The organism is Flavobacterium sp. 5 (genome assembly GCF_002813295.1).
In the GTDB taxonomy this organism is placed as follows: domain Bacteria; phylum Bacteroidota; class Bacteroidia; order Flavobacteriales; family Flavobacteriaceae; genus Flavobacterium.
Map to the genome: position 1 here is coordinate 1,113,183 of NZ_PHUE01000001.1, position 21,055 is coordinate 1,134,237.

Genomic DNA, 21,055 nt, shown 5'->3' on the forward strand with positions numbered 1-21,055 from the left:
TTTGGTTAGTTAATCTGGAAATTATATTATTCTATGTTTATAACGAATGTTTTTCAAGCTGGAGGTCTAAAAATTCCCAACATGCTCTATTGATTTTTTCAAAAGATTCGATAAGTGATTTCCCATAAGGAGTTATAACAGTGCCTCCGCCTTTATTACCTCCTATCTGAGTTGCAATTAGCGGTTCTTTTGAGGCTTTGTTGGAAGCATCGACTAGTTTCCATGCTTTTTGATAGGAAATATTCATTTCCTTAGCGGCTTTATTGAGTGAACCCGTTGATTCTATCAGCTTTAACAACTGAATACGTCCTTCACTAATGATAATTCCTTCATCAGTTTCAATCCAAATTTTACTTTTAATTTTCAACTTAAAATCATTTCGTTATACTTTTACAAATATAGCGAAAGCCTTTTTTATAGAAAAGACAATTGACGATCTATTTGTTAAGAAATTAAACGTTTACTCCTTTTAATGAAATTGCAATAAAAATTTGAAAACACCAATTTTCTTGTTAAACGAAAAAAAATAAACTAATTTTGAATAACCCCGTTACAAACAGACAATTACAGTTTTTGATTGCATAATTTATCCTGCTTAAAAAAAGCTCACAAAACTTAAATGAAAATTAGCATGAAATGGTATCATAAAATATTCTCTAGAATTTTTAATGGGATTTTAATTTTCTTGATGCCCTTAATTTTTCTGCTATTTATATTAGAAAAAGCATTATTACTAATAAAAAAATTAATTTCACCTATAAAAAACAATCTCCCTGATTTACATTTTTTTTGGAATTGGCATTCTCTTCTTAGTAAGTTTGTTTTTCATTCTATTGATATGTTATATTGCCGGTGTTCTCATAGAAAAGTAAAGAATCAAAACATTTATCAATTCAATTGAAAATATATTGACTCTCATCATTCCATTATAAAAAGATATGGCAAAGGAATTACTACAGAGGAAAATTAAATTCTAAAACACCAAATTCTAAACTTAAAAATTAAAGAACATGAAACGATATTCACTTTACTTTTTCATTTTTTTTGCATCTTTTGGGTTTGCCCAAGAAAAAGAGTCAACCGAAGAAGTTTTCAAACCACATCATTCTATAGCCTTGTTTTTAGGCCATACTCATCTTCGTCAAGGTGAAGTTGATGGAGAAAAAAAATGGCTCGCACTCCCTAATTTTGCGCTTGATTACAATTATCTGTTTACTGAAAAATGGAGCATAGGATTACATAATGATATGGTTATAGAAAATTTTAAAGTTGAAGATGAAGACAACCAAATAATCGAAAGATCCAGACCAATTGCCAGTCTTTTGGCTGCTGGATACAAACCAGGAAAACACTTTACATTCGAAGCTGGTTTAGGAGGAGAATTTGCCAAAGAAGAAGATCTATTTGTAACCAGACTTGGCGTAGAATACAGTGTAGAATTACCTAATGAATGGGAGTTTTTAGCCAATTTTGTATATGACAACAAATGGGGAACTTATGACAGTTTGGGTTTAAGCGTTGGTGTAGCAAAAAAATTCGGTAAATAAATCTTCTATTAGTTTGATTTAATCAACAATAAAAATATGATTATGAAAAACACTTTACTCCTTTTTTTCGGGCTGTTTTTTATGACACTATTTGCTCAAAAAGACACTATAACTTTTAAGAACAAAGACATTATCGTGGGTGAACTCAAAGAAATGTCAAGCAACATTTTAACAGTAAAAACGCCTTATAGTGACAGCGACTTCAGTATTACATTCGATAAAGTAGCTACTTTAAACCTTGAACACAGGTACACTGTAGCACTTTCAAATGGACAAAGAGTTTACGGTTATATCAAAACAACGCCTCCCGAAAACACAATTACTATCACAAAAGAAGATAATACTACAGTTATGGTTCAACTGAATCAAATTGTGTCGCTTAGAAAAATTGATGATGGATTTTGGAATCATTTTAAAGGTTCCTTCGACTTTGGCTACGTGATAACCAAATCAAATAATAGTCAACAACTCAATTTTGCTGGAGCTCTCAATTACATTAGCGAAAAATGGATTCATCGGGCACAATACAACCAATTATATACTACCCAAGATGATGTTGACGATATCAAAAGAATTGACTGGTCCATTGATAGTAAAAGATATTTAAAGAATAATTGGTTCATTTCTTCCAACTTATCCTTCTTATCCAATACAAGCCAAGAATTAAGCGGAAGGCTTACTCCTAGTCTTGGAGTCGGAAATTATTTGGTTCGAAATAACAAATTATTCTTTTTGGTCGGAACAGGTTTGACATACAATATTGAAAATTATTCGAACTCTGATGACAATAAAACATCCACAGAGATGCAAATAATCACACAATTTAATATGTTCAACTTTAAAAACATAGACTTATTTGCCTCTGCAATTGGTTATCCAAGTTTATCTGAAAAAGGAAGGTTTAGAGCTGATTATAGCTTTAAAATCAAATATGATTTGCCTTATGATTTTTATATTAAAACCGAATTACAAGCCAACTTTGATAACCAGCCCGTATCTTCAGCCGTTAAAAATGATTATGTTTTCTCAACAGGATTTGGTTGGGAATTAAAATAAGTTGTCAAAAATTAATTACATTAGCTTTTCTTTAATTACCATAACCAATTATAAATGAACATGCAACAAGCCACTACTATAAACGAAGTTATTCAGTGTTTGGATAAAATAATTGAAACATCAAAAATAGAACAATGTGCTATTGGTTTGTTTACGACTTTATACAGAGAAGTTACACTGCAAATAAAAAACGGCATAGAAACAGGTTTATTTCAAAATCCAGAACGGATGGAAAAAATAGATGTCATTTTTGCCAATCGGTATTTAAAAGCATATTATCAGTTTAAAGCAAAAGAAAAATGTTCAGAATGCTGGCAGTTTTCTTTTACGAAAGGAGAAGAATACTGGCCAATTGTTGCCCAACATTTACTAATGGGAATCAACGCCCATGTTAATTTAGATTTAGGAATTGCCTGTGCACAAGTCAGCACTCCTGAAAGTATTTTTGACTTACATTCTGATTACAATCAAATAAATACAATCCTAAGCAATCTGGTAGAAGGAGTCGAAAAATGCTTAGTTGAAATCTGGCCAACATTGACATACATATTGAAATTATCCGGCAAAATAGACAATTTTTTTATTGATTTCAGCATGAAAACCGCAAGAGACGGTGCATGGAAATATGCCACTGAATTTGTACTGCTTCCTGAAAATAAAAGAGAAGCCTCCATACAGGAAAGAGACATCAAAGTTACCAAAATAGCCAGATTAGTTTCGAATCCCGGTTATCTTGTAAGTAGCGTTTTCAAGCTCATTCGATTATTTGAAAGAGGAACCGTGGCTCAAAAAATCATTGAATTAAGCAAAGTACAATACAACCCAATCACAGAAACGGTTATAACTCCTGAATGTGCTGTACTAAGTTAGTTTATATCAACAATCAAAAAAACAGATTAAAGAACATTTTTCATTATCCAAAAAGCAATCTTCTTACTAAGAATGAAGATTGCTTTTTTATTTATCCAAATCAGAAATTTAATCAGTCACCTGTTTACATTGAAGAGAACTAACAGGTTTTTAAAACCTGCTAGATCTAACCTGAATAAATTCAGTATTTTATTAAAAACTTTTAAGCCTGTTCTTTTTCAAATCTGGCAATCACTTCCTCATAATAATTTAAGGTAGTTTTCGCAATAGATTCCCAACTGAATTGTTTTAAAACTCTTTCTCGACCTGCTTTACCCATTTTTGTCGCCAACTCTTCATTATCCAATAATGCATTTACCTTGACAGCGAATGCTTTTTGAAATTCGGTTGAATGCAATGGATTAAAATTAGTTCTAGAAACACTTTCCAATGGAATCAAATATCCTGTTTCTCCTTCGACAAGGATTTCTGGAATTCCACCTACATGACTACCCACAACAGGCGTTTCGCAAGCCATTGCTTCCAGATTAATAATTCCGAAAGGCTCATACAAAGACGGACAGGCAAATACTCGGGCGTGACTGTATAATACTTTGACTTTATCACGAGGCAGCATTTCCGAAATTAGGATTACTCCTTTTCTTTTAGCTTTAAGCTCATCAATAAGGTTGGAAGTTTCAATTGCAATTTCTTCGGTATCGGGAGCTCCGGCACATAGTACAATCTGACAATTTTCATTAAAATATTGAGCAGCTTCAATCAATTGTGAAATTCCTTTTTGACGTGTAATTCTACCAACAAAAAGCACAAATGGAATCTTTGAATCAATACCATATTCAGCCAACAAAGCTTCATCAAAAGTAGGTTTGTAAAACTCAGGATCGATTCCGTTATGAATTACCGTTACCTTTTTGGGATCTACACCATAAGCTTCGATTACATCGGTTTTCATTTGCTCACTCACGGCGATAACACCATCAGCAGTTTTATAAGCATTGGTTTCAATCCATCGGGACATAAAGTAACCATTTCCTAATTGTTCAACTTTCCAAGGGCGATGCGTTTCTAAACTGTGAGTTGTCAATATCAAAGGAACTTGCAATAATTCCCTAGTAAAAACACCAGCCAAATGTGTGTACCAAGTATGACAATGAACAATATCGGCTTTTGGTGTAGCCTGAGCCATTTCTACATTTCGGCTTAAGTTATGAAACATCTTTATGTGTTCATTTTCGGGATCGACCATTTTGGTCAAACAAGAATTTATCCCTTCTACATGCATAGAATCTTTATCTTCTTTTTGATCCCCAAAACATCGAACCTCAACCTGAGCCAACTTAGCCAATTCATGACTTAAAAAATCAATATGAACTCCTGCTCCTCCATAAATATTTGGTGGAAATTCATTACTATAAAGCGCTATTTTCATTTGGCAGATAATTAAAAATTAAAAAAATGACTCAAGTGTAACCATTAAAACTTTGAAACACACTCAACTCTCAATTTAGTAAAAATACGAAACCCCAATCTATTTTATACCCAAACACTTCATTATTTTTTTGAATATTTTTGGTCTTTACCTACAAAAAACATAAATTTTTCACAAAAGACATCATTATTTAATGACAATAATTACTACAATTTAACTAGATTAGCATAATAATACCGTTCCTTTTTTTATTCAACCAAAAAAAATAAAAATGAATCAAAACAACTCAAATTTCTACGGATATAATTTCGAAAAAATTGCCGATACTATTATACGGCTTGGTGTCCTTTTCCTGCTAATAGGCTGGTGTTATGACATTTTAAAACCCTTTGTTTTAATTATAGTCTGGGCAATAGTTATCGCAATAGCCTTCAGTCCGGTTTACGAAAGAGTAGTTAGATTATTTAAAGGCCGAAAAGTCTTAGCCACCATATTTGTTGCACTAATATTACTTACACTTTTAGTCGTTCCTAGCATACTCATCTCACAATCCTTATACGAAGAAATCAATAATTTCGCCCATTACTATCAAACCAATGAGCACTTGATTCCACCACCGCCAGAAACCACTAAAAGCTGGCCAACCATCACAAAACCAATAGTAGAAATTTGGTCATCTGCTTCCGAAGATATTTCCAAAGTTGCACTTAAATATTCGGACCAATTAAAAATAGCCGGAGCTTGGCTATTGCTTGCTTTGGCGGGAATCGGAAAAGGAATTCTGCAATTTATTGTATCCATTATCATTGCGATGGGACTATTATTGTATTCTGAATCATTAATTAAAGTATCCAAAAATATTTTCATCAAACTAATTGGTACCAACGGAGAACATTATGCCGATGTGACTGTAATTACAATTCGTAGCGTTGTAAAAGGTTTTTTGGGAGTAGCCCTAATACAATCACTAATGGCAGGAGCGGGATTCTTCTTTGCCGATGTTCCTTTCGCGGGAATTTTTACAATAATTTGTCTTTTCCTAGCAATAATTCAAATCGGAATTGGACCAATTGCCATCCCAATTGTCATTTATACATTCTCTGTAGCCGACACTACTACCGCAACTTTACTAGCTGTATGGATAGGAATTACTTTGATTTCAGACAATATACTAAAACCAATATTCCTTGGAAGAGGTAATCCTCCTGCACCTATGCTCGTTATATTTCTTGGAGCGATTGGAGGATTTATTTTCAATGGATTCATTGGATTATTCTTGGGAGCAGTTATCCTAACGTTGGGTTATAAATTTTTCCTTTCATGGATAGATATGGAAAAAGACATAGAACTAGGCGAACCATTAATTGATGAAAAACTAGAAGAATAACGTTTATAATTTACATTTGGGCGTGCCACCATCCCAAAAAAAGGGCTTAATCTCTTTGCGGGTATAAGCCCTTTTTTCGGTCTGCTGTCAGGCTATACGCGCTACTTTGGTAGCTTGCTTCTATCCTTCACGCGGGCACACAACAACTTTACAGTCACAAAGAATATAATAATCAGTTTACAACACAAAAAAATCAGTGAAAAAACAAATAGAAATCTAAAACAACTTCATAACAAATAAAATAATTAATTATGGACAGCAAAACATCTAATTTTTCATTTACAATCATTGCTATTATTTTGGGTGTCGTAATTTATAAGCAATTTGATTTCGACACTTTTAAATTTAGAAATACCCCTTTGGCAATTGTTTACATTTTGGCATTCCTTTTTTCACTTTTTATTCTTTTAAAGAATAAACAAAAGTCCGAATAAATACACCTATGTTAAATTATTACTGTTCCGTTCTTCTGCGTGAGGGATTACTTCACTGATATTTTTTTAATCGGAGTTCAGTGAACTTCGTTTATAGTGGAGCTCTTTTTTTATTTCGTTTTTTTTACGGAATAAAAAAAAGCGGGAACGGAAAGCCCGACCCGACCTTTTCGGGAGGGTCACGCCCAAAATACTTTTAAACCTAGAATTTAGCGTTACTGTATAATTCTTTAAATAGAGAAAATGCTACTTTTACAGTGGTATTTTCTAATCATTAAAGATAAAACATGGCAACAGAATTGAAGGAGATGTTCAATAAAAAATTCTATGAGCATTTGGCAACCCAATTTAATAAAGCTGATGCAGGCTTTGACACTAAGCAATTTGTGGAAGCGGTTACAAACGGATTGGAAAGCAGATCTCTAAATGAACGCTTACGTTTCACTACGATAACACTCAAAAATCATCTTCCTGCAGATTTTAAAGAAGCTGTACAACTATTAAACACCGTAATTCCAAACACTGCCAAAGGGTACACTTCGCTTATTTTTCCTGATTATGTTGGGCAATATGGTGTTCATGATTTTGAAACATCAATGGAAGCATTGACCTATTACACACAGTTTGGTTCATCAGAATTTGCCATTCGGGAGTTTTTGAAACACGATTTTGACAAAACTCTTGAAATGATGAAACTATGGGCTGAATCTCCCAATCATCATATTCGAAGGCTTGCTTCCGAAGGCTGCAGACCTCGTTTGCCATGGGCAATGGCACTTCCTGAACTCAAAAAAAATCCAGAGCCTATTTTGTCTTTATTGACCATTCTAAAATCGGATTCATCCGAATATGTGAGACGAAGCGTTGCCAATAATCTGAACGATATTGCGAAAGATAATCCACAAATAGTTATTGAAATTGCCACCAAATGGAAAGGGCAAAGCAAAGAAACCGATGCGATAATCAAACACGCTTGCCGAACTCTTTTGAAACAAGGAAATATCGATATTTTAAAACACTTTGGGCTTGATAGTTCAAAAGTTGCTGTTGCCAATTTTAAAATAGCCACGCCAAAAGTAACTATTGGAAATGCTTTGGAGTTTTCATTCTTTGTTCAAAACAACGACGATAAACCTCAAACTATAAGACTTGAATATGCTATTTATTATCTTCGACAAAACGGACAGCTTTCAAAGAAAGTATTTAAAATAAGTGAACGAATTTTAGAGTCCAATCAATCTTTACACATTAACCGAAAGCAAAGTTTTAAAATAATAACTACTCGGAAATTTTACACAGGACAACAAATGCTTTCTATTATCGTAAACGGAGAAGAAAAAGATAGTCTTACCTTTGAATTGATTGACTAAAAAATCGACAGAAAAAAATGAAAAGAAAAACCGCCTTAACAACTGCCTTATTATTGACATTTGTATTTTCGAATGCGCAAGTTCCGATTTTGAAAAGTAAAATTGAAAACATTTTAAAGGGCAAAAAAGCAACTGTTGGGGTTTCTATCGTTGCTAACCATTACAAAGACACTTTGAATATCAATGGAAACGAACATCTTCCGATGCAAAGCGTATATAAATTTCCTATTGCTCTTGCCGTTTTATCCGAAATTGACAAGAAGAAATTTACTTTACATCAAAAAATAAAAATTACAAAAAATGAGCTTCCTTACCATACCTGGAGTCCAATTAGAGATGAATATCCAAATGGAGTAACTTTGACAATTTCGGATATACTAAGATATACTGTATCTCAAAGTGACAATAATGGCTGTGATATCTTATTGCGCTTCATTGGCGGCACAAAAGTCGTTGAAGATTATTTATCAGAAAATAAACTGACCAATATTTCAATTAAAACAACCGAAGAAGAAATGCATCAGGAATGGGATGTTCAGTACCAAAATTGGGCCACACCAATTGCTTTGAATACGCTGCTAATAAAGTCATACGATAAAACAAACACCCAAATATTATCTAAAGAAAATTACAAATTCCTTTGGAAAGCGATGACCGAAACTTCAACTGGATTGAAAAGACTTAGAGGACAGCTCCCTAAAAAAACAATTGTAGCTCATAAAACAGGACTTTCGGGAACAAATGACAAAAATGTAACTGCGGCTACTAATGACATTGGAGTTATTGTATTACCGAATGGAGAACCAATTTTCATAACTGTTCTAGTCTCCGATTCAACTGAAAATGCTGAAACTAACGAAAAAATAATTTCAGACATTGCAAAAGCAACTTGGGATTATTATTTGAAATAAAAACTACTCACTTTTAAAACTATAGGCTAGCCTATCAAAATCATAGGCACACCTCTCTAAACTGTAGGCTTACCTATCAAAACCATAGGTGTACCTACTAAAAGCAAAAGCTCGCCTACTAAAATAGTAGGTTCACATATCTAAACTGTAGGCTCACCTACTAAAATCATAAGTGCTCCATAATAAAATTGTGGCCAACATAAACAATCTAAAGGTACTACCTATCAAAATCATAGGCGATACCTCTAAAGCAGATAGGCGATCCTATAAATTTTAAAGGTATCACTTAAAAAAACGATAGGTCTGCCTTTCAAAATCAAAGGTGCACCTATCCAAAACGTAGGTTATACCTACAAAATCGAGAGGCGAGCCTCAATAATAGTATGGAGGAGCAATAAATTGTATTTTACACATGTGCCTTTCTTTTTCTGAAATAATTCTTTCACTATATTTGATGAATCCCAAAATAAATATCGACAAAAATGAATTATTCTTTCAGAAAAGCAACAACCTCCGAAATCCCTGCAATATGGAACATTTTACAACAGGCTATAGCTCGTAGAAAAGAAGATGGAAGCGATCAATGGCAAGATGGCTATCCTAATCCTGAGGTGGTAAAAAAAGACGTTGATGCAGGTCAGGGATTTGTTTTGACAGAAGGAGAAAACATTATAGGTTATACCGCAGTATTAGTAAATGACGAACCGGAATACGCAAAAATAATTGGTGAATGGTTATCGAATGACACCTTTGTTGTTTTCCACCGAGTGGCAATTTCAGAAAATTATCTGGGTAAAGGGTTATCCAAAAAGATACTGGATTTTATTGAAGAGTTTGCCCTAAGCAATAATATATACAGCGTTAAAGCAGATACCAATTTTGACAATATTGCCATGCTGAAAATCTTTGAAAAATCTGGTTACAAGTATTGTGGGAAGGTTTATTTTAGAGGAGGCGAAAGAAAGGCATTTGAAAAAGTACTTATTAAAGCCTAATAAAATTCAAAAATAAACCACAAAAAAAGTATGATTAAAATAATCAAAGAAAGGTATAATTTACTCTTTTTAGCATTTTTGTTTTTTTACTGTAATCAATCTTTCGCAGAAGGACAAGAAATCTTCTCTGATATCGTAAATTTTGCATATGCCTTTATGGTCATCACAAATATTTTGGTTTATACAGTAATTATTGGGATAATTATAAGAGCTCTCTTTTTTAAAGATAATTTAAAAATAGAAAATAGAAATCTCAAGTCATTTTCAATTTCATTATTATTGTCAATTTTATTAACTATTATTTTTCAGGATAAATTCATATTTTTAATTTTTGATACTCTTTAATAATCTATTTCATCATGGCAAAAAATAAGACCACTGAAACTGAAATTAACGTAATCGACTTCATTAACTCTTATGTTAATAATGATCAAAAAAAGAAGGATAGTTTTCGATTAATTGAGTTAATGAAAGAATGGACAGGATTTGAACCTAAAATGTGGGGACCAACCATTATTGGATTTGGCAGCTACCATTACAAATATAAATCTGGACACGAAGGTGACGCTCCTATTATTGGTTTTTCCCCTCGGAAAGCAGAATTTTCACTTTATGTATTCAATCCAACCGAAGACAATAAACATTTATTAGACGACTTCGGAAAGTTTAAAATGGGTAAATCCTGCCTTTACATCAAAAAACTATCAGACATAAATACCTCTACTTTAGAAAAACTCTGCAAAACTACTATTGTGTATATCAATGAACATCATGAATGTGCATGTAAAGAAAAGTAGACGCTTAAAATAAGTAAGAAGCCTCCAAAAATCTACAACAAATACACCTCAACTTTATCTCCTTTTTTCAATTCATAATTACCATCTGGAACATAAACTAATCCATTGGAAACTGAAAAAGAGTTCAGCATTGATGAATTTTGGTGCGTTAAAATTTCTGCTTCTCCATTACTAATATTCGCTTTCAAAAACTGAGAACGCGTATTTCTTACTTCATAATCATGAGCAATAGACAACAAAACTGCTTGTTGATAATTGGCTTCGGCACCAGACAATATTGCCAACGTAGGCAAAACATATACATAAAAACAAGTTAGGCAAGCAGCTGGGTTTCCTGGTAAAGCAAAAACCATTTTGTCTTTTAATTTCCCAGCAAACAAAGGCTTTCCAGGTTTTTGATTCACTTTATAAAATAAAGTTTCTACTTCAAGTTCTTTCAAAGCTCGTGCTACAAAATCATAATCACCAACCGATATTCCTCCAGAAACCAATACAACATCATTAGTCGTCAAGGCCTCATTTAATTTATTTTTGGTGTTTTCAAAATCATCATTGACTTCATACAAAGTAACAGCATCATAATACCCATCCATCAATGCCGATTGGAGCATAATTCCATTGCTTTCATATACTTTTCCATATTCAAGCGGTGTTCCGGGCTTAGACAATTCATTTCCTGTAACTACAATTCCAACCTTTGGTTTTTCATACACACTAACTTTTGTAAAACCAAGTCCTGCCAAAAAACCAATCGCAGCTGCATTCAAAAGGGTACCTTTTTCAAGTGCTAAATCTCCAGCCGAAATTTGTTCGCCTATTGGTCTAACATTAGTTTCGGGTAGTACTAATTCGTCCACTACTAATTGTGTACCATTAGCAGTAATCTTTTCAATTTGAATAACTGCCTGTGCCGAATCGGGTACTGCTGCTCCCGTAAAAATCTTTACGGCTTGCCCAGGAAGCAATTCAACAGTATGTGAATCTCCTGCTTTTACTTCTCCAATAACTTCATATTGCAAAGCATCATGTAAACACAAAGCATATCCATCCATCGCCGATTGTCGAAAAGGAGGCATATTAATTGGTGATGAAAGTGATTGCGCTAAAATATGTTTTCTCGCTTCAAAAAGAGAACATTCAACTTTAGGTAAAACGGGTAAATTATTTTGTAATATCGAAAAGGCTTCTTGAACAGAAATCATGTGTACTATGGATTATATTTATTTTCAAAAATACGATTCGAAAATGATTTTATTGTTGCTTCTGCATAAAAGTTAGCAAACATCTACTCTTCTTCTTGTTACAAAATTTTATACAACCGTAAACAAAAGTATTCACCACCCAAATCATTATTACAAATAATATTTTTCCTAAATAAAAGTTAAACCATTAAACCTTTGATTGTTATATTTGTCTTATGGTTATAACTTAAAAAAAACAAAGATGAAAAAATTAATTATTGCCTTAGTATTTGGGATAGGAATATCTGGATTTGCACAAGTAAGCACTCCACAACCGGGTGATCCTAAGATAGAAAAAATGACTCCAGAACAACGTCAGCAAAAACATTTGGCTCACTTAACGAAAGAATTAAACCTAGATGCAAAACAACAAGAAGCAGTAGGCAAAATATTGGCAGAGAAAGGCGATAAAGCACAAGACCTTAAGTCTCAAAAAGAGTCCCGTAAAGATAGTGGAACAAAATTGACTCCAGAAGAAAGACAAGCTCTTAAAACCAAATTGAAAGCTGAGAAAGAAGATACTGAAAACAAAATGAAAGCCATCTTAACAGCTGATCAATATCAAAAATGGCAAACTATGAGAGAAGAGAATAAAGATAAAATGAAAGACCGAATGAGAGAAAAAAGAAGTCAATATTAATACTTTATTATAAGTCTAAATACAAATTCCACTCTTTTAACCAATTTAATGAGGTTATAAGAGTGGAATTTTGTTTAGTATAAATATTCTTAGAACGTTTTGGAGACTTTATCTATTGCATTAATAGTAAAATCCAAATCCTCGTACGTCAATGCATCAGTAATAAACCAAGTTTCATAAGCAGATGGCGCGATATACACTCCTTCAGCTACTAATCCGTGGAAAAACTTCTTGAATGTCTCATTGTCTCCTGCTGCGGCAGATTTAAAATCAGTTACAGGATTCGCATCAAAATGTACTGAAATCATAGAACCAATTGTGTTAATAGTAAACACAACATTATTCGCTTTCAATACTTTTTCGATTCCTGCTCCTAAATAAGCCGTTTTCTCTTCCAATCTTTTGAAAATTGCTCTGTCATTATCTAATGCTTGTAACATTGCTAATCCTGCAGCCATAGCCAATGGGTTTCCAGACAAAGTTCCTGCCTGATAAACAGGCCCAAGTGGTGCTAGGTAATTCATGATTTCGGCACGGGCCGCAAAAGCTCCAACTGGCAATCCTCCTCCAATTACTTTTCCGAAACAAACAATATCAGCTTTGATGTTAAAGAGTTCCTGAACTCCACCTCTAGCCAATCTAAAACCTGTCATTACCTCATCAAAAATCAATAAAATTCCGTTAGCTGTACACAGTTCACGCAATCCTTCCAAAAACCCTTCAACAGGAGGAATACATCCCATGTTTCCTGCAACTGGCTCTATAATTATAGCTGCAATTTCATTTTTGTTGGCTTCAATTAGAATCTTTACATTATCTAAATCATTGTATTTAGCCAATAAGGTATCTTTAGCCGTTCCTGCTGTTACACCTGGACTATTTGGCGATCCAAAAGTTACTGCTCCACTACCCGCCTGAATCAAAAACGAATCGGAATGACCGTGATAACAACCTGCAAATTTGATAATTTTATCTCTTTTAGTAAATCCGCGAGCCAAACGCACAGCACTCATACAAGCTTCAGTACCCGAATTCACAAATCTAATTTTATCAATATTAGGAACCATCGAAACGGCTAAAGCAGCGATTTGAGTTTCCAATTCTGTAGGCATTCCAAAAGAAGTTCCAAGTTTTGCTTTTTCAATTACTGCTTCTACAACAGGCTCATAAGCATGACCCAAAATCATAGGACCCCAAGAATTAATATAATCGATTAATTTATTTCCGTCTTCATCATACAAATAAGCTCCTTTAGCTTTTTGTACAAATATTGGTGTTCCACCTACTGCTTTAAAAGCTCTTACTGGCGAATTTACCCCTCCTGGGATTACTTTTTCTGCTTCAGCAAAAAGTTCACTGCTTCTTTTATAGATCATTTTATTTAGTATATTTTATATAACAACTGTAACTTCAATTTTTAACTATCAACTGACAACTAATTACTCTATTTCACAATCAACTTCTGTCCTATTGAAAGTGCATTGTCGCTAAGATTATTTTTCTGTTTTAATTCTTCAACTGTTAAATTAAATTTCTTCGAAACGGAGTAAAAAGTATCTCCTTTTTGAATCTCATACAAATTGGCTTGGTCTGAACCAAAATCATCCTTTATTAACACCTTGGATTCTTCCTTTTGATTCCCTTTTCCTAAAACCTTGTTGTCATACTCATGCAAATTATAGGTTTCGATATAATTAATTAGCTTTTCAGGGTATTTTGGATCGGTAGCATAGCCTGCTTCACGCAATCCTTTTGCCCACGCTTTATAATCTCCTTTTGATAATTTAAACAAGTTGGCATATCTATTTTTACCTGTTAACACCATAGCATGATCCTTAAACGACTCCGAAGCTTGATTGTACTTTCTGAAACACTCATTAGCAGTATCGTCATCTTTATAAACTTTATCTCCTGTCCAGTCATGACATTTTATTCCAAAATGATTATTTGCAGTTATAGCTAAATCACTTTGTCCTGCACCTGATTCTAAAATTCCTTGTGCCAAGATAATACTGGCGGGAATTCCGTATGCTTTCATATTACTCATCGCAACACTATTATATTGTGCAATGTACCCGTTAACTATTTCACTGGTTGACTTTGTTTGGGATTTAGAACTCCCACTACCGTTTTGAATTGGTTTGGAGTACTTCCATCCCACAGGTTTTTTTGTAGTTTGAATTGTTGATTTTGAAGAGCCACAACTTATGAAAGTTGCAATTAAGAGAAATAAAAATATTTTCTTGACCATATTTTGATATTTGAGATTGATTATTACAATTATTATTGCACTTCAATCAATGTTTTATTTTTGCTTTTTAAAATGGTATTCATCCCTTGAATTCCCTGTAATCCTCCTGTGTGAATCATTAGAATTTTGGCATTATCAAGAAACCAGTTCTTTTGTATTAAATCTATAACGCCAAAAACCATCTTTCCTGTATAAATGGGATCCAAAGGAATTTGTGTTTGCTGATAAAACTGATTGATAAACTGTACCAATTCTTCATTTACCTTTCCGTAACCGCCAAAATGATAATCAGTTACTAACTCCCAATTTTGATTGGTGGCAAATTTACGAATTTCATCTTTTAAAAAGTCTCCTTTTAATGCTGGAAATCCCAAAACTTTTTGGTGTGGCAAAGCACTATTGATAATCCCAGAAATAGTTCCGCCAGTTCCTACGGCACAACATACAAAATCGAAATTAGCATCTTTGTCTGTCAATATCTCTTCACATCCCTTGATAGCATACTCGTTAGTCCCTCCTTCGGGTACTAAATAAAAAGAACCAAATTTATCTTTTAGCTTGGCTATAAAATCAGGTTCCGTTTTAAGTCGATAAGCTTCTCTGGATACAAATTCAAATTGCATACCACAATCCTGAGCAAATTTCAAAGTTGGGTTTTCAGTAATTTTATCACCCAATTCATCACCACGAATTACACCAATAGTTTTAAAACCTTGTTCTTTTCCAGCATAAGCAACTGCTGAAATATGATTAGAATATGCACCTCCAAAAGTAAGTACAGTTTCTAAACCTTCCGATTTGGCCTGAAGTAAATTGTATTTTAGTTTCCTGAATTTATTTCCTGATATAAAGGGATGAAGCAAATCCTCTCTTTTTATTTCAAGAGAAATTCCATTTGGTAATTCGAGTGGAAGTATTTGATTCAAAACTTAGGATTTATTTGTTTTTAAATAGTTTAAAAAACTAAAAAAAGGTCTACTTTTAAGATAATCTATTCGCTCTTCATTGGCATAAGCCTCTCTTTCAAAACTGATGTTTCTATAGGCTAAGTTGGCATTTTTATATTGCAACAAACGTACCGCATATTCAACAAAATACCAAACAAAAAAAGGAAACACTAGTAATTCCAATTGCTGTCTAATATGTATTTTTTCATGATTTACTAGTACTTTGTTTTTGGAGTCAAGCGCGTATTTAATGAGTACAAAAGGAAAAACAGTTAGTCCTCGATATCCTTTAGGAATTAAATATTTGGCAACAATAACAAACATTGTTTATAAAATTTATAGATTTGTACAGATAATTTAGTTCAAATTAAAGAAAACTACAATCGCCCAACGTCGATTTTCTAAATATTATAGTGACCCAAAAACAGAATGGCAGAACAAAGTAATGAAAATAAATTAATAGAAGGGGAAGATTTTTATTATACCCCTGAAGGATACAAATGCTTTACTGAAAAACATCATTTGAAAAGAGGCTATTGTTGCAAAAGCGGTTGTCGTCATTGTCCTTATGGATTTGATAAAAGAACAGGAGAAATCAGGAAATAGAATTCAGATGACTAAAAGCTAAATAAATATCAAATACTCAAAACAGAAATGGATATCCTTTCTTTAAAATATAAAATTAAAATTCACAAGTCCTATCATAGGTCCGATATACGTTATCCTTAGTGGATGATGTTTTTAGTACATAAAAAAGCAACAAACATCATTGTCCTTATGAAAGAATCCTTTCTGGTTTTACGAAAAGATCTTGGTTTACGTGATGTGCGTGAGGGATAGAAGCTAGCTACCGAAGTAGCGCGGATAGCCCGACCACCGATAGGAAAAAGGGCAATGACGACAACGAAACTAGCCCTTTTTTCTAGCGGTGGTCACGCCCAAAATTGCTTTTGAAACGATATTAATTTTAGATTTTAAAAACACAAAACATGACTTTTCAAGAACAAATTCAACAAGGAATTCCTGCTATACTACCACAGCCCAAGCCGTATGAAACCAATATTAATCATGCGCCAAAGCGGAAAGAAATCTTGTCTGACGATGAGAAAAAACTGGCTATTAAAAATGCGTTGCGTTATTTTGAACCGCAACATCACGCCGAATTAATTCCTGAATTCCGAAATGAATTAGAAACATACGGCCGTATTTATATGTACCGCTTGCGTCCTGATTATAAAATGTATGCACGTCCAATCTCTGAATATCCGGGAAAAAGCGAACAAGCCAAAGCCATTATGCTGATGATTCAGAATAATCTGGATTATGCTGTGGCGCAACATCCGCACGAATTGATTACTTACGGCGGAAACGGAGCGGTTTTTTCTAACTGGGCGCAATATTTATTGACGATGAAATACTTGTCGGAAATGACCGATGAGCAGACATTAACCATGTATTCTGGCCATCCGATGGGATTATTTCCTTCTCACAAAGAAGCTCCGAGAGTCGTAGTTACCAACGGAATGGTAATTCCGAATTACTCGCAGCCTGATGATTGGGAAAAAATGAACGCTTTGGGAGTTTCTCAATACGGACAAATGACCGCGGGTAGCTATATGTACATAGGTCCGCAAGGAATTGTACACGGAACGACCATTACAGTTTTGAATGGTTTTAGAAAAATAAAACGTTCTCCAAAAGGAGGATTATTTGTTACTTCGGGACTTGGAGGAATGAGTGGTGCGCAACCCAAAGCGGGAAATATTGCAGGTTGTATTACAGTTTGCGCCGAAGTTAATGCAAAAATCACTCATATTCGTCACAGTCAGGGCTGGATTAATGAAGTCGTTGAAAATATTGATGATTTAGTTAAAAGAGTCGCTTTAGCAAAAGCCAATAACGAAACCGTTTCTATCGCCTACCTCGGAAATATAGTAGATGTTTGGGAACGTTTTGACGAAGAAAATATCCTGATTGATTTGGGCTCTGACCAAACATCACTTCATAATCCGTGGGCGGGAGGTTATTATCCTGTTGGAATTTCATTTGAAGAAGCCAATGAAATGATGGCTAACAATCCAATTTTATTCAAAGAAAAAGTACAGGAAACATTACGTCGACACACGACAGCTATTAATAAACACACAGCAAAGGGAACATATTTCTTTGATTATGGAAATGCCTTTTTACTGGAAGCATCACGTGCTGGAGCTGATATTATGGCGGAAAATAATATTGATTTCAGATACCCTAGCTATGTGCAAGATATTATGGGGCCAATGTGTTTTGATTTTGGTTTTGGGCCTTTCCGTTGGGTTTGTACCTCTGGGAAACCAGAAGATTTAGCCAAGACTGATGCTATTGCATGTCAAGTTTTAGAAGAAATGGCTAAAACAGCTCCAATTGAAATTCAGCAACAAATGCAGGATAATATTCAGTGGATAAAGGGAGCACAAGAAAATAAATTAGTGGTTGGCTCACAAGCTAGAATCCTTTATGCTGATGCCGAAGGTCGTGTAAAAATTGCCGAAGCTTTCAATCAAGCGATTGCTAAAGGCGAGATCGGATTAGTAGTTTTAGGACGTGATCATCATGATGTTTCGGGAACAGATTCACCATACAGGGAAACTTCTAATATTTATGACGGTTCTCGTTTTACAGCTGATATGGCGATTCAAAACGTGATTGGAGACAGTTTCCGTGGGGCTACTTGGGTTTCCATACACAATGGTGGTGGCGTTGGTTGGGGAGAAGTTATTAATGGTGGTTTTGGAATGGTTTTAGACGGTAGCAAGGAAGCTTCAAGACGCTTGGCTTCTATGCTTTTTTGGGATGTAAATAACGGAATTTCAAGACGTAGTTGGGCTCGTAATGAAGGAGCTGTTTTTGCCATCAAAAGAGCAATGGAAGTGGAACCTTTATTGAAAGTTACACTTCCAAATCTTGTAGATGACGATCTATTAAATTAACCTATTTCTAAGAATAACACAATTTGTTAAAATCTTTGGACAGTAAAAATAAATCTGCTAACTTTAAGACAGTAAATCTGGTACGATTTTTGAACTAGTTTATTTTGAACATAAATCACTTAAATCATGAAAACTTTTAGATTCTTGCCCCTATTATTACTTTTCATAGTAGCCTCTTGTGACTCAGTACAAGTATATTCTGATTATGACAAAGCTGTCGATTTCAAACCATATAAAACTTTTGCTTTTATGAAATCTGGAATTGATAAAGTCGAAATTTCTGATTTGGATAAAAAAAGAATTCTGAACGCAATCGATCAGCAGTTGCAAGCTAAAGGAATGACGAAAAGTGAAAATCCAGATTTATTAGTTAATATTTTTACCAAATCCCGTGAAGAAATTAGTGTAAACCAATTCAACGCTGGCTGGGGTTATGGCTGGGGTTATGGTTGGAATCCGTATATGTATGGAGGACAAACCACCGTTAGTTCATCTACTGAAGGCACTTTGTACATTGACCTTATCGACGCCAAAAAGAAAGAACTAGTTTGGCAAGGAGAAGGAACTGGAACACTTAGTAAAGATATGGATAGAAAAGATGAAATCGTCAATAATATTGTAACTCAAATTCTGGCTCAATATCCACCTGCACTTCCTAAAGAGAAAAAGAAATAGTTTATTTTTTTAGGTTATCCAAAATGAATACATTTGTGAACTAAGCAGAAAAAATGAAAAACTTAATTAACATCATTGCCATTATTATAATTATCATTCGATAGCTATGGTGAGGTGTTGTATAAATAAGTAATAAATATACATTTATGAAACCTCCCAGATCGGGAGGTTTTTTTTTGACCAAAACCATGATTTCTAAAACAATAAATAACAATTTCTAAAAAATGGATTTATTTAAAACCATAGAGCAAGCTCAAAAGCAATTACAAGAAGTAATCTCTCCTACTCCGTTGATTGAAAACTTAAATTTATCCGAAGAATTTGGAGCAAGAGTATTGCTAAAACGTGAGGATTTACAAGTTGTTCGCTCCTATAAAATAAGAGGAGCCTACAATAAAATGTGCACCCTTACCGATGCCGAAAAAGTACAGGGAATCATCTGTGCCAGTGCAGGAAATCATGCTCAAGGAGTAGCTTATTCTTGCCATCTTTTGAAAATAATGGGTAAAATTTATATGCCAAAAACAACTCCTAAACAAAAAGTAAAACAGGTCGAATTGTTCGGAAAAAACTATGTTGAAATCATTTTGACAGGTGATACTTTTGATGATGCTTACGCAAAATCCATAGCAGATGCCACCGAAAACAATAAAACGTTTATCCATCCTTTTGATGATTTAGAAGTTATTGCGGGACAAGGAACTGTTGGTTTAGAAATTCTGGATGATTATCACGAACCTGTTGATTATGTTTTCATTCCTATTGGTGGTGGCGGACTGGCTTCGGGTTTATCAACTGTATTCAAACAATTAAGTCCCAATACCAAAATTATTGGAGTAGAACCTCAGGGTGCTCCTTCGATGAAAACGTCTATTGCCAATCACAAGAATACACCTTTAACTACTATAGATAAATTTGTCGACGGCGCTGCTGTAAAACAAGTAGGTGACCTGACATTTGAAATTTGCCAAAAAAACTTAGAAGACATTATACTGGTTCCCGAAGGAAAAGTGTGCACCACCATTTTGCGTTTGTATAATGAAGAAGCTATGGTAGTAGAGCCTGCAGGAGCATTGACCATTGCTGCTTTAGATTTTTACAAGGAAGAAATAAAAGGAAAAACAGTAGTTTGCATTGTTAGTGGAAGTAACAACGACATTGAAAGAACTGCCGAAATAAAAGAACGATCCTTACTCTATGAAGGATTGATGCATTATTTCATGATTCAATTTCCACAACGTCCTGGAGCCTTAAAGGAATTTGTAAACGACATCTTAGGACCTGATGATGATATTACCTATTTTCAATTTGCCAAAAAGAATAGCCGTGAAGTGGGATCAGTAGTTGTGGGATTAGAATTGAAGAATCCAAATGATATTCATGCTATTAAAAACAATATGAATTCTAAAGGATTTGAATACCAATACCTCAACGAAAGACATGACCTTTTCACCCAATTGATAGGATAAATTAACAATTCTTTTTCTATCGAGTTTTTAATTATGAGCTATCTTTGAATAGCCTTTTTACACCTAA

Annotated in this window: 21 protein-coding genes; 14 read left to right on the forward strand and 7 right to left on the reverse strand. The window is 34.0% G+C overall.

Annotated elements, in window-relative coordinates:
- Window positions 1–37 precede the first annotated feature (37 nt).
- Window positions 38–367 carry a winged helix-turn-helix domain-containing protein gene (locus tag CLU82_RS04520; protein WP_100841964.1) on the reverse strand — a complete coding sequence of 110 codons (330 nt, stop codon included), beginning with the start codon at window positions 365–367 and terminating at the stop codon, window positions 38–40.
- A gap of 643 nt (window positions 368–1,010) precedes the next feature.
- Between CLU82_RS04520 and CLU82_RS04525 the strand changes: the two genes are divergently transcribed.
- From CLU82_RS04525 to CLU82_RS04535, 3 genes are read left to right on the forward strand one after another with little or no spacing between them, the layout of a single operon-like run.
- Window positions 1,011–1,547 (forward strand): hypothetical protein, encoded by a 537-nt coding sequence (locus tag CLU82_RS04525; RefSeq protein WP_100841965.1) that lies wholly within the window; start codon window positions 1,011–1,013, stop codon window positions 1,545–1,547.
- 42 nt (window positions 1,548–1,589) lie between these two features.
- Window positions 1,590–2,603: a DUF481 domain-containing protein gene (locus CLU82_RS04530; protein WP_157813321.1), complete on the forward strand. Its 1,014-nt coding sequence runs from the start codon at window positions 1,590–1,592 to the stop codon at window positions 2,601–2,603.
- A 54-nt stretch (window positions 2,604–2,657) separates the two neighbouring features.
- The gene (locus CLU82_RS04535) at window positions 2,658–3,473 is read left to right on the forward strand and encodes a DUF5995 family protein (RefSeq protein ID WP_100841967.1); all 816 of its coding nucleotides are present in this window, start codon (window positions 2,658–2,660) and stop codon (window positions 3,471–3,473) included.
- 202 nt (window positions 3,474–3,675) lie between these two features.
- On the opposite strand, the gene glgA is transcribed toward CLU82_RS04535, so the two are convergent.
- On the reverse strand, window positions 3,676–4,902 hold the full coding sequence (glgA, locus tag CLU82_RS04540) for a glycogen synthase (protein WP_100841968.1): 1,227 nt from the start codon (window positions 4,900–4,902) through the stop codon (window positions 3,676–3,678).
- A 271-nt stretch (window positions 4,903–5,173) separates the two neighbouring features.
- Between glgA and CLU82_RS04545 the strand changes: the two genes are divergently transcribed.
- From CLU82_RS04545 to CLU82_RS04575, 6 genes are all read left to right on the forward strand, one after another.
- Complete coding sequence (locus CLU82_RS04545; RefSeq protein ID WP_100841969.1) at window positions 5,174–6,289, forward strand: AI-2E family transporter; 1,116 nt, start codon at window positions 5,174–5,176, stop codon at window positions 6,287–6,289.
- Between the two features lie 721 nt (window positions 6,290–7,010).
- The gene (locus tag CLU82_RS04555; protein WP_100841971.1) at window positions 7,011–8,093 is read left to right on the forward strand and encodes a DNA alkylation repair protein; all 1,083 of its coding nucleotides are present in this window, start codon (window positions 7,011–7,013) and stop codon (window positions 8,091–8,093) included.
- Window positions 8,094–8,110: 17 nt separating this feature from the next.
- On the forward strand, window positions 8,111–9,004 hold the full coding sequence (gene bla, locus CLU82_RS04560) for a class A beta-lactamase, subclass A2 (protein WP_100841972.1): 894 nt from the start codon (window positions 8,111–8,113) through the stop codon (window positions 9,002–9,004).
- A 482-nt stretch (window positions 9,005–9,486) separates the two neighbouring features.
- On the forward strand, window positions 9,487–9,999 hold the full coding sequence (locus CLU82_RS04565; RefSeq protein ID WP_100841973.1) for a GNAT family N-acetyltransferase: 513 nt from the start codon (window positions 9,487–9,489) through the stop codon (window positions 9,997–9,999).
- A gap of 30 nt (window positions 10,000–10,029) precedes the next feature.
- Window positions 10,030–10,344 carry a hypothetical protein gene (locus CLU82_RS20965; protein WP_100841974.1) on the forward strand — a complete coding sequence of 105 codons (315 nt, stop codon included), beginning with the start codon at window positions 10,030–10,032 and terminating at the stop codon, window positions 10,342–10,344.
- 14 nt (window positions 10,345–10,358) lie between these two features.
- Complete coding sequence (locus tag CLU82_RS04575; RefSeq protein WP_100841975.1) at window positions 10,359–10,796, forward strand: DUF1801 domain-containing protein; 438 nt, start codon at window positions 10,359–10,361, stop codon at window positions 10,794–10,796.
- 32 nt (window positions 10,797–10,828) lie between these two features.
- Here the strand turns inward: CLU82_RS04575 and glp are convergent, their stop codons facing one another.
- Entirely contained in the window at window positions 10,829–11,998 is a 1,170-nt protein-coding gene (gene glp / locus CLU82_RS04580) for a gephyrin-like molybdotransferase Glp (protein WP_100841976.1), read from the reverse strand.
- Between the two features lie 241 nt (window positions 11,999–12,239).
- On the opposite strand from glp, the gene CLU82_RS04585 reads away from it, so the two are divergent.
- On the forward strand, window positions 12,240–12,677 hold the full coding sequence (locus CLU82_RS04585) for a hypothetical protein (protein ID WP_100841977.1): 438 nt from the start codon (window positions 12,240–12,242) through the stop codon (window positions 12,675–12,677).
- Window positions 12,678–12,766: 89 nt separating this feature from the next.
- Here CLU82_RS04585 and hemL read toward each other — a convergent pair whose 3' ends face one another.
- The 4 genes from hemL to CLU82_RS04605 form a co-directional block, all read right to left on the reverse strand.
- Window positions 12,767–14,053, reverse strand: a complete 1,287-nt coding sequence (hemL, locus tag CLU82_RS04590; RefSeq protein WP_100841978.1) for a glutamate-1-semialdehyde 2,1-aminomutase — start codon at window positions 14,051–14,053, stop codon at window positions 12,767–12,769.
- A gap of 68 nt (window positions 14,054–14,121) precedes the next feature.
- Entirely contained in the window at window positions 14,122–14,928 is an 807-nt protein-coding gene (locus tag CLU82_RS04595) for a glucosaminidase domain-containing protein (protein WP_100841979.1), read from the reverse strand.
- A gap of 32 nt (window positions 14,929–14,960) precedes the next feature.
- Window positions 14,961–15,854 carry a 1-aminocyclopropane-1-carboxylate deaminase/D-cysteine desulfhydrase gene (locus tag CLU82_RS04600; protein ID WP_100841980.1) on the reverse strand — a complete coding sequence of 298 codons (894 nt, stop codon included), beginning with the start codon at window positions 15,852–15,854 and terminating at the stop codon, window positions 14,961–14,963.
- Between the two features lie 3 nt (window positions 15,855–15,857).
- On the reverse strand, window positions 15,858–16,199 hold the full coding sequence (locus CLU82_RS04605) for a hypothetical protein (RefSeq protein ID WP_100841981.1): 342 nt from the start codon (window positions 16,197–16,199) through the stop codon (window positions 15,858–15,860).
- Window positions 16,200–16,304: 105 nt separating this feature from the next.
- Here CLU82_RS04605 and CLU82_RS20840 point away from each other — a divergent pair, with 105 nt between their 5' ends.
- The 4 genes from CLU82_RS20840 to ilvA all read left to right on the forward strand — a co-directional run bounded on the left by CLU82_RS20840 (window position 16,305) and on the right by ilvA (window position 20,988).
- Window positions 16,305–16,481 (forward strand): DUF5522 domain-containing protein, encoded by a 177-nt coding sequence (locus CLU82_RS20840; protein ID WP_198520187.1) that lies wholly within the window; start codon window positions 16,305–16,307, stop codon window positions 16,479–16,481.
- Window positions 16,482–16,864: 383 nt separating this feature from the next.
- Entirely contained in the window at window positions 16,865–18,844 is a 1,980-nt protein-coding gene (locus CLU82_RS04610) for a urocanate hydratase (protein ID WP_100841982.1), read from the forward strand.
- 126 nt (window positions 18,845–18,970) lie between these two features.
- A complete protein-coding gene (locus CLU82_RS04615) occupies window positions 18,971–19,519 on the forward strand; it encodes a DUF4136 domain-containing protein (protein ID WP_100841983.1) in 549 nt (182 codons plus the stop codon).
- A 224-nt stretch (window positions 19,520–19,743) separates the two neighbouring features.
- A complete protein-coding gene (gene ilvA, locus CLU82_RS04620; RefSeq protein ID WP_100841984.1) occupies window positions 19,744–20,988 on the forward strand; it encodes a threonine ammonia-lyase IlvA in 1,245 nt (414 codons plus the stop codon).
- Window positions 20,989–21,055: the final 67 nt, after the last annotated feature.